Below are 1,626 nucleotides of genomic sequence, written 5' to 3'. Positions count from 1 at the left end.
TCAATCAATGAAATATTTTCGATCGATCAATCAGTAAAAATCCACACAAGTTGTTCTTCATAATCTCTTAATGATCTTCTTGCTGATTCGTCACCAGCAAGCTAGGTCGGCTATACTACTCTCTTTCAAGAAGAAGTCAACTGGTTTTGTTAATTATTTTTAAACTTATTCAAGACTCTCAGATTCTACCGCTTGGGCTAAATCCTTGTTTCTCAACAAGTTTTAATCAACATCACCGCCGATGGATGTGCATTCTACAGCATTTCTAATCCCTTGCAACAACTTTTTCTATTATTTTATTTCAAGCGCATATTTTTTGGTCAAAAATGTGATTTTTGTCGATTATTAAAGCAATTTTAACCATCACTGTTTATTTTTCGTTAAAATAAGCTCACTTTCGCTGCCAAGCAAAATGAATAATGACAGCTTTTAAATACAAAATTTATTTAACCCTCTTGTCCTGCTTAATGATTTCTCAGGTGCAGGCACAACCACAATTAAATCTCCCTGCAACCACATTGACGATTTTGAGCTATGTACGTTGGAATACCCCCAATCCCATTTCTTTATGCATTTTAAATAACAACCAATTATCCAATCAGTTCATTCAAGTGAATCAGCAACTCGAAAGTGCGTATCAAATTCAAGCGGTCAGTTTGTCCGAATTGAATAAGGTTATGTGTAATGCTGTTTTTTTCTCAACCTACACGCCACGTCAAGAGCAAAATATTATAAATAGCTTAAAAGATGCTCCACTGACTTTCAGCTCCAACAATACTGAATGCGAATTAGGCAGCGCATTTTGCTTATATCAAAACAAAACACGAACTTCCTTTAAGGTAAACTTGGCCAACCTGTCCCAATCCCAAGCGCGTGTAGATCCACGTGTCTTATTAGCAAAATCTACGGAGCCTTAAGTCAGTGTTTCGTAAAAGCTCTAATACCTCCCTACAAAAAATTTTTAGTCAGTCTCAATTGCTGATTTTTGCTCTTACTCTTGGAATTTGTAGTTTAATTTTCGTGGTAATTTCCATCTACACCATCAATACCTATGCCAAACAAAGCCTCAATATTTTTAGCGCAACCTTAAGTGAGCAAATTCAACCTGCTGTCATTTTCAATGATCGTATTACGCTACAGCAAACACTGAACAATCATATTCAGCAATATCCAATTCGCGTTATTAAAGTTATCAACCTACAAGGGAAACCACTGGCCGAAGCATACAAACCAACACCTGAGTTTGCCTGGATGGAAAATCTGTTTGATAAGGTCTTCTTTAAACAATATAGAAATAAGTATATTTCAATTAGCAGTTACAAACCCTGTGACACGCACCATTAAACATCAAAACAACCAGTACGGGACATTGATCATTTACGGAAGTGCTACCCAACTCATGAGCTTTTTCTTTCAGCTTTTGATTTGTCTCTCCGTTGGAATTTTTGTCATCCTGTTGATTATGTTGTGGTTGGTACATTCAACCTATCAAAAACTGATGCACTCGATTCAACCCATGGTCAATACCGTTGAAAGCCTTAATCTTGATACTCAATATCAAGCACGTCTTCCATCATCTCCCATTTATGAATTTCGCGTCATCAGTGGTGCATTTAATAATTTATT

2 protein-coding genes and 1 pseudogene are annotated in these 1,626 nt (G+C 36.3%); all 3 read left to right on the top strand.

Annotated features, from left to right (window positions below):
• Nucleotides 1-479: 479 nt before the first annotated feature.
• The gene (gene yfiR, locus ACY3FQ_RS02980; protein ID WP_228254642.1) at nucleotides 480-917 is read left to right on the top strand and encodes a regulatory sequestration protein YfiR; all 438 of its coding nucleotides are present in this window, start codon (nucleotides 480-482) and stop codon (nucleotides 915-917) included.
• Nucleotides 918-921: 4 nt separating this feature from the next.
• Complete coding sequence (locus ACY3FQ_RS02975) at nucleotides 922-1,344, top strand: CHASE sensor domain-containing protein (RefSeq protein ID WP_489773614.1); 423 nt, start codon at nucleotides 922-924, stop codon at nucleotides 1,342-1,344.
• Between the two features lie 55 nt (nucleotides 1,345-1,399).
• Nucleotides 1,400-1,626 (top strand): annotated as a pseudogene (locus tag ACY3FQ_RS02970) (hypothetical protein); the annotation flags it as partial.

The organism is Acinetobacter sp. AB03 (genome assembly GCF_058107045.1).
This window is presented reverse-complemented; position numbering and strand designations above follow the sequence as displayed.